5 protein-coding genes are annotated in these 7,652 nt (G+C 39.5%); 1 reads left to right on the top strand and 4 read right to left on the bottom strand.

The features are described 5' to 3' along the window. Window positions 1-376: 376 nt before the first annotated feature. Window positions 377-1,354, bottom strand: a complete 978-nt coding sequence (locus tag H6G14_RS32355) for a sucrase ferredoxin (RefSeq protein ID WP_190572996.1) — start codon at window positions 1,352-1,354, stop codon at window positions 377-379. A gap of 1,094 nt (window positions 1,355-2,448) precedes the next feature. Here H6G14_RS32355 and H6G14_RS32350 point away from each other — a divergent pair. Beyond that, window positions 2,449-3,399 carry an ROK family protein gene (locus H6G14_RS32350; protein ID WP_190572994.1) on the top strand — a complete coding sequence of 317 codons (951 nt, stop codon included), beginning with the start codon at window positions 2,449-2,451 and terminating at the stop codon, window positions 3,397-3,399. A gap of 81 nt (window positions 3,400-3,480) precedes the next feature. Here the strand turns inward: H6G14_RS32350 and H6G14_RS32345 are convergent, their stop codons facing one another. From H6G14_RS32345 to glyQ, 3 genes are all read right to left on the bottom strand, one after another. Then, entirely contained in the window at window positions 3,481-5,814 is a 2,334-nt protein-coding gene (locus tag H6G14_RS32345; RefSeq protein ID WP_190572998.1) for a ComEC/Rec2 family competence protein, read from the bottom strand. Window positions 5,815-5,939: 125 nt separating this feature from the next. Further along, on the bottom strand, window positions 5,940-6,425 hold the full coding sequence (locus tag H6G14_RS32340; protein ID WP_190572992.1) for a DUF4079 domain-containing protein: 486 nt from the start codon (window positions 6,423-6,425) through the stop codon (window positions 5,940-5,942). A gap of 105 nt (window positions 6,426-6,530) precedes the next feature. Beyond that, window positions 6,531-7,415: a glycine--tRNA ligase subunit alpha gene (gene glyQ / locus H6G14_RS32335; protein ID WP_190572990.1), complete on the bottom strand. Its 885-nt coding sequence runs from the start codon at window positions 7,413-7,415 to the stop codon at window positions 6,531-6,533. Window positions 7,416-7,652: the final 237 nt, after the last annotated feature.

The following is a 7,652-nucleotide window of genomic DNA, read 5'->3' as shown; positions in this document are numbered from 1 at the left end:
CCCCAAAGCCTTATTTTTGCGTTCAGCCATAATTAGTGTTTCATCCCAGTGATAGTTCGTGTAAAGCTTTCACAGTAAGCTTTTTATCTTTTGTGGACAAGTCTAATGAACATAAAATTGCAATTAATTAAAATCCCTATCAGGGATTGAAATGGATTTTTGCAAACACTTGCTGGAAGTATCTCTCAGATTGCAATTAATTAAAATCCCTATCAGGGATTGAAACAACAATTCCTGCTGTATTTATCAAGGGTGTATTATATTGCAATTAATTAAAATCCGTATCAGGAATTGAAATTTCAGCTATAACACGATATGTGTGTGGAGCGATCGCTTTGAGTAGATGAATCCTCTGATAAAATATAGATTATGATTTCTACTTACTAAGAGTCAAGACATTTTCCGTAACCAACCAAATATCAGCTACAGCATATTTGATAATCTTTGAAGTTTGGTTAGCACTACAAGAACTCTTCACATTGATAGTCCTATCCATATCTTTGATCAATTTAGCTCGATATGTATATAAAGAGCTAGAGCATTGCTCAAAAGTTAACTCAGCCAACATAGTGTTATTGTCCAAACTTTGCTCTAGAATCTTGGCTGCGACTCTGTAATTAAACCAATTCCATCCATGACTTAATATTAAATCTCTTTCTAAAACTTGAATAACTGGGGGTAAAATACCCCAACCTCGATATACTTTTCTTAAACTTTGAATATCACCAGTACGTGTCAAGATTGATAGAAAAGAATCCTGATCTAAAAGCCCATAATATCTACCTTCTGGTAAATCTATTGCTGTGGGTGCAAATCTATGACCACCAATGTGAGTTGATTGCCAAATTCGGACATTTTCTAACTGCAAATTGGAGATGGTAGCGTTAGCATGGAAATAAAAAGAATTACCATATCTAGCACAACACTTATCATAACTACCATGTGTACAAACTAAAATATCTCTCGTTATATTTGTTTCTATATTAGACTCTGGTCGCTTACCCCACAACCATTTTTTGACAACACTAGCTACTTGCTCAATGTGCGTTAATTTAAATTCATGCTTGACATATCCATGACTTAAGCCCTCTTGTTTTTGATAAATTAATAGGGTTGTATTAGTGGCTTTATGAGTAAGATTATTGGCAATCAAAAGAAACCTGATCGGTAGTTTAGCTTTGTACACCTCTTCTACCAACATCTGTAAATTATTCGGAACCCATCTTGAAGTGAAAGCATCTTTTAGCCAGGGTTGAGGACACTCAATAAGAATATATGTTTGGTAATTAGTAGCACTACCAACGATATCTTCTCCTACTTTCCTTGTGTAGTCTGAACAAAAAATATCATTCATTTTTCTATACTAATTAATTTTCATTGTTGACAAAGTAATGAAAAACAATAATGTTTTTCAAATCACAAAATTTACTTCTCAGTTTGTGAGAAGTAATCTTTTCTATTTAGGTATTAACCCCAGATAGGCACTTTATAACATTATTTTTAATCAGCGTCCTCCCTATTAAGAATAATTCTATATAAAATATCAATGATTTCTCGGTCGTATCCGGTTAACAACTCCAATATTTAACCTTGCAGAAGCCGCAAAGTGAGAATTAAAGACTACGTATTTACCTAATTTGTTAGCAAATAAAGCAAGAATAGCAGTATTTATGACTAGTTTACTGAGGTTATAACTTCTCATGGAAAAATAGATTTGGGGGAATTTACTGAAAAAAAAATAATATTTTTATCACAAATTAATCCTAAAGATAGTTGAATTATGTTTTTCTGTGACTGGTCTTGACTTTAACTTTTACTATCGAACTATCATGTCTCGGCAACAAGTTTATTTTTTCAACATTTTTTATAAAGATGACATTGATGGTATCAGATAATACATTCTAATTGAGAAATATTCTCAATAGAATTAGAAAAAAAGGTGGGATGTTTAGAGGAAGCTATGTTCTTAATCATCTCACATTCAACACATTGAAGTTTTATCAAGAGAAGATGTTGTGAACTTCGTGTATTTATGTTTCCATCGTCTAAATACAGGTAAAACATCCAAAAATCTTAGTTTTTATGCAGCCTGGACTGATAAATTGGATATTAATTCTGTGTTTACTTTCCTCAACTGTATAGAGTGAGAAATAATTCTTTAGACAGCTACCCTCAAATCTAACCTAAATGAATAATAAATGCAAGTATTTGTTAATTATTGATAAGGAGTTTTAAATCTTTAATTTGATACATCTCCTGTTGGGTAAGGCTTATAAAGATTTAATTACAGATAAATCTATGTTTAAAGCTATTGGATAACTCAATACAAATAATAGAAATTCTCAATAGAGAAGCTTGGATGACATACAGATGAAATTAGTACACAGGTCAACTTTTTGCTGCGATGTCCTAGACTTAAGCTGATATTGATTTTTTGACTAAGAAACGATGAAATTAACTTTAGCGCTGGATTTTGGGGGAACGAAGCTAGCAGCAGGGTTAGTAAATGTTGATTCTAGAGAATGGTTACGTTATGAACGTCGCTTTTCCCCAGTCAATGGGGATGCTAACACAGACATAGAAATTATGCGATCGCTCATTCATTCCTTACTCCAAGGTGCAACTCCCTCCGCCATTGGTGTCAGCTTCGGCGGCCCTGTAGACGCAACCACAGGAACTGTCAGACTATCTCATCACGTCCCTGGCTGGGAAAATATTCCCCTGAAAAGTTTACTAGAGAAAGAGTTTGGTGTACCTACCAGTGTAGACAACGATGCTAATGTTGCGGCTTTAGGTGAACAGCACTTTGGCGCAGGTCAAGGATACGATAGCCTGTTTTACATCACCATCAGTACCGGTGTGGGTGGTGGGTGGATACTCAACGGTAAACCTTGGCGGGGTGCAGTTGGGATGGCTGGTGAAATTGGCCATATAGTTGTAGAACCTGCTGGGCCTATGTGTTTATGTGGTAAGCGTGGATGCGTAGAACGTTTAGCATCAGGGCCTTACATGGCACAAAATGCCAAAGATATTTTAGAAAAGCAACCAGAAGGGGAAGATGGACAAATACTCAGAAATTTGGTGGGGAATAACTTAAATTTACTTACAGGTCAACTAATCAGCGAAGCGGCTACAAAAGGAGATAATCTAGCTCAAGCTGTTTTGCAAAAATCTGCTTGGGCTTTAGGTATAGGTATCGGTAACGTGGCCAATCTCATTAATCCCCAACGTTTTATTTTAGGCGGTAGCGTTACTAAAGCAGGCGAAACGTGGTGGACTGTATTACAAGAAACAGCCAGATTCACAGCATTACCAGAAGTACCATTGGAAATAGTGCCAGCAGCATTAGCTGACGATGCACCATTATGGGGTGCTGTAGCCTTAGCCCAAAATCTCTAATCAACTTTCCTTGTGTATATTTACACCCCTATACCCTTGTCCAAACTCTTGATTTTTCGTGTTCATGGGTAAGTTCTACTATTACAAAACAGAAGACTTACTCTCACTTACCTGAGTAAACGACTCAAAAGCACCATTCGGAGTCCATTGAATAGCCCCATCCTGTGCTGTCACAAAAACTTTAGTTGATGTTTTACTAAGTTCAGACAATACCGTACTCTCAAGACTACCAGAAGAAGCGATCGCCACCTGCGGTTTGAGCATCATTACTAAATCCTTCAATGACTCAGCATTACACCACAAAACTTGAGGACTAGGCCAACCTCCAGCTTTCATAATTCTTTCTACCTCTTTCGCTTCCACATCCCCCACCAGTAACCAACTCTGTCCTAAAACCTGCAACTGCATCATCGGTTGTTCGTTGATTAACTGCGCTACTGTAGAACCAAGATTAATAGTTTGCCCCACAGGTAAAAGTTGATAAATTCCCTTTTGCTTTTGTAATATTTGAGGTACGACTTGATCTGCTAGAGAATTTTCCTTATTAGTAGAGTAGGCATAAAAGTTTTTAATTCCTAGACGTTGCAGAACTTCTAACCAAGCATCATTATTATTACGTTGAAAATCAGTAGCGATCGCCCAATCAATTTGACTCACACCTTGCTGCTGTAAAAAGGGTAAAATCGTAAAGCGACCTGTACCCTCATCACCACTATTAATGAGAGTTACTGTACCTCTATCTTGAACTACCACCACAGGTTCCGCCCCAGCTTCTAATACCGTAATCCGCGATAACGTACTTGCTGAATGCCAAGCCGGAAATAAAACCATACCAATAGCCATCAACCCTGCAAACCACCAGCGTTTCTGCCACCAGTTTACTAACCAAACCAGCAAAACTAGTCCATAAATTGCCAATAACTGCCAAGTTGAGATACTACCTACAATCAAGGAATTCCCTGGTAACTGGCTGAAAATTTCCACTAATTTAATTAACCAATCAGTGGGATAGTGGAGAAACCCTGCCACCAAACTACCAGCACCAGGCAAAATCAATGCAAACATCGCGCTGATAATTCCACCAATGCTTATAATCGATATGAGCGGTGTGGTAATAATATTCAGCAGCAAACTATAAGCAGGTACAACCCCAAACACTGACAATTGTAAGGGTAAAGTCCAAATTGTAGCAGCCAGAGGAACGGAAATCAAAGAAGCGATCGCTGGGGGAACCCAACCCAAAAAGCTAGTAATCGCCGAGACACTCACCACTAATCCCAACGTCGCTAAAAAACTTAACTGAAAACCTAAATCCCAAATCCACAAAGGATTAAATACTAATAATATAGTTGCGGCTAATAACAGTGAACCCAACTGTTTTACTTTCCTATCTAATGCTAAACCCACCAAAGCGGCAAAACCCATAATCACAGCCCGAAGAACAGCAGGCTGAAATCCCGTTAAACTCAGGAAAATAATTAAAGCCAACCCACCCAGACTAACCTGAGTCACTTTTTTTGCCCGCTTAGTTAGCTGTAAAATGACACTTAAAATCAGCGAAGTTTGAAACCCTGAAGCCGCCAAAGCATGGGCTAATCCTGCTTGCACAAATAAATCGCGGATATCGTAGGGTAAATCAACAGCCTTGCTACCCAAAACCATTGCACTGACAAGAGGCCCTTCTGGTATATCTAACCCCATAACTTGCGATCGCACAATCCGTTCCCGAATTTGCCACCATCCCCATTGTCGTTCTTCATCCAAAATATTAATCTGCCGTCCCATCAAACCAGCAAACGTCCCTTCTCGTTCCAGATACTTTTTAAAATCAAAAGCCCCAGGGTTGGATGCAGCTTTTGGTTTATACAACACCCCCGTCACCGCAATTTCTTGCCCAGGATGTAAACCAGTAGCCTTGAGTATAGGCACAGTTACATATAACTTACCACTCGCCCCTTTTTGAGTTTCTTTCGTATCTTTCTGATTTTTCACTTCATCTAACTGCGATACTTGCAACCAAAATTGTCCCCTTTGGCTGCGAGTCAAGCGAGGATTACTAGCGATTTCTCCACGCACAATCACCAGTTGTTCTTGATTATTGCTATCTGATGAGACAAATTTACTAATATCCGTTGCTGTTGGTTGAGGTACACGCCATTGAAAATAGAAACTTGCTAACAACCCCACCAACCCAGCAATTAACCACACTCGTGGAAGCGGAGTTAGGAGTAAACTGTTAGACGCGACATCATTTGCTGATTTTTGTAGAAGTCGTTGTGGTTTTGCCCCTCTTCTCAAAAAGACTGCACACACAATTCCTAAGACTAAAATCCACACTCCACTCCCCGGAACTGCCGTAAATAACAATCCTAAAATGTAGCCAAGGCAGATAATGACACCACTAGTTTGAATCATAAGACTTCTTGCACAAGCACCTGATGGCAATCTTCTTGATACTTCTCGTGAAGTATAGTTCATCAGGTTTATACAAACAAAGCCCGCGCGTGCAGGCTTTGAATTATAAATGTTGTATCAACACATCACAGAGAAATACCCAAATTAAAGCCTAGAACAGCATGGACAAATAAGATAGCGATCGCTACACTTCCCAAATAAGCATGAACTGCCCGTAAAATTTTTTTATCCCCACCAAATCCACTCAAGGAAATTCCCCCATTAATGAGTAACAGTACTAACACAAGGGAACCAGTCCAAAAGTGAGGACTTTCAAATAGTGGTTTATGCTGCATCACCAAAGACAGCACCCCACCAGTATAACCACCAGCCAAAAATAAAAACAGTAAAGGCGCTAGTTGTCGATGAGCAATTCGATTCTTCATCGCCCCATCCTTATCTGTCTCCTCCAACAGCTTACCCCGCCAACCAGCCCAAGCAACATAACTACCCAAAATAAAAATTACAATCGCCATCATCAAAGGGTGTCCCCACTGCACAATCGGTTCAGGAACGCCCAAAGAACGAAACCAAGCCGCAATCGGTTCTAAAACCTCACTCCAATTCACCATCTTTTAAGCACCATGAATATTTTGCTGAATAAACACATAACCCTCCTTGCTTGAAAGAGGGTTAAGAAATCTTACTAAGTTTTAACAAATATTACACACCTGTTTCTACTGTGTAACTGGGACGTTTTTGAGCAATGGGAAACCCAACTTCTCCCTTTGCTCAACATATAAATTAGCCACCTTCCGCGCCAAATGACGAATCCTAGCAATGTAACGAGTACGTTCTGTTACAGAAATTACACCTCTTGCATCAAGTAAATTAAACGTGTGCGAACACTTCATCACATAATCCAAGCTAGGTAAAACCAAACCCTTCTCCGTTAACTGGGTAGCCTCCTGCTCATACAAACTAAACAACGTCAGCAGCAACTCAGGATTAGACGCTTCAAAATTATAGGTACTCTGCTCAATCTCATTTTGCAGAAACACATCACCATAAGTAATCTCATCCGTCCAATGAATCTTCGTAATTGCCTCCACCTCTTGCAGATACATCGCCAATCGCTCTAAACCATAAGTAATCTCAATGGACACCGGACGGCAATCAATACCTCCACACTGCTGGAAGTAAGTAAATTGAGTAATTTCCATCCCATCTAACCAAACTTCCCAGCCAGTACCCCAAGCTCCCACCGTCGCATCTTCCCAGTTATCTTCCACAAACCGAATATCATGGTCTTCTGGTCGAATACCCAAAGCTCGCAACGAATCAAGATAAATATCCTGAATATTATCCGGGGAAGGCTTAATTAAAACTTGGTACTGATAATAATGTTGGAAACGATTAGGATTTTCACCATAACGCCCATCCGTAGGACGGCGGCACGGTTCAATATAAGCCACAGCCCAAGGTTCCGGCCCCAACGCCCTTAAAAATGTATGGGGATTCTTGGTTCCTGCACCCTTCTCAATATCGTAAGGTTGGGCAATCAAACAACCCCGTTCAGCCCAAAACTGATGCAACGTAGCTATTACCGATTGAAAATTCATACTCTACCCTCCCTTCGTCAGCAAAATGTCTACACCATTGTTGCCTGAAAAGGCTGTGTGTGGGGGAATAGGGGAAGACAAAAAAATAAAATCCCAAAAACTTGGAAAAAGTAGTTGACAAACCAAAGTGGGTTAGATATATTGGATAAGTGCCTGAGAGAGGGGCGCGACGAAGCGCCGCTCGGAGGGAGCCGAACCTTGAAAATATTATAGTTTGAAAGCTAGTATACGACAATA

It is taken from the genome of Nostoc parmelioides FACHB-3921 (assembly GCF_014696625.1).
Classification (GTDB): domain Bacteria; phylum Cyanobacteriota; class Cyanobacteriia; order Cyanobacteriales; family Nostocaceae; genus Trichormus; species Trichormus parmelioides.
The sequence above is the reverse complement of the archived record's forward strand: the minus strand, read 5'-3'. Positions and strand labels throughout refer to the sequence as shown.